This is a genomic window from Pleomorphomonas carboxyditropha, from assembly GCF_002770725.1.
GTDB classification, from domain to species: domain Bacteria; phylum Pseudomonadota; class Alphaproteobacteria; order Rhizobiales; family Pleomorphomonadaceae; genus Pleomorphomonas; species Pleomorphomonas carboxyditropha.
The window spans coordinates 1-785 of sequence record NZ_NQVN01000071.1; the positions used below are offsets into that span (position 1 = coordinate 1).

General features: G+C 67.9%; 1 protein-coding gene and 1 pseudogene. Both read left to right on the forward strand.

What is annotated here, in order from left to right; translation table 11 throughout:
• Positions 1-206 (forward strand): respiratory nitrate reductase subunit gamma (locus CJ014_RS27250; protein ID WP_165791015.1); only part of this gene is annotated, 206 nt, incomplete at its 5' end.
• Between the two features lie 5 nt (positions 207-211).
• Positions 212-785: pseudogene (locus CJ014_RS27255) on the forward strand (peptidylprolyl isomerase); the annotation flags it as partial.

Below are 785 nucleotides of genomic sequence, written 5' to 3' on the forward strand. Positions count from 1 at the left end.
ATCTCGCCGACGTCCACTGGATCTTCAAGACCCACATCCTGCTCGGCCTGACGATCTTCCTGGTGTTCCCGTTCACCCGTCTGGTGCACGTCTGGAGCGCGCCCGTCTGGTACCTCGGCAGGACCGGATATCAGGTGGTGCGCACGCGCCGCCAGCTGCGCGGCGGCGTGGCGAGAAGCTCTTTCCCGCGCTCGGCAGGGGAGTGACGGATATGGTCGCCATCGACGTCGATCACCGCCGCAATCAGGCCGCTCAGCCTGCAACTGCCGACACAGCCGGCCGGAAGGAGCCCCGTGGCTCCCGCCCGACTGTTCCCAGGATCACCGTCGATGGCGTCGCGATCGAACGCAAGGCCATCGCGGCGGAGATGCAGAACCACCCCGGAAAAGACGCCGCCGAGGCGCTGCGCGAGGCGGCGACGGCACTGATCGTTCGCGAGGTGTTGCTCGGCGAGGCGCGTCGTCTCGGGATCGTCGCCGAACCGGAAACCGATGCCGAGGGGCGCCGCGAGACGGAGGAGGACGCCCTCATCAGAGAGCTGATGGCCAGTGAGGCGCCCGTTCCTACCGCCGACGAAGAAACGCTGCGCCGCTATTACGACAACAATCGCCGACGTTTCGTGACGCCCGCTCTCTATGCCGCCAGCCACATCCTGTTTGCCGCCCGACGGGACGAGGGCGACGCCTTCGCCGCGGCGCGCGACAAGGCCGCCGCCTTGCGCGAACAGCTCGTCCTGCAGCCGCAGCGCTTTGCCGAGTTCGCCCAATCCCTCTCCGACTGCCCGT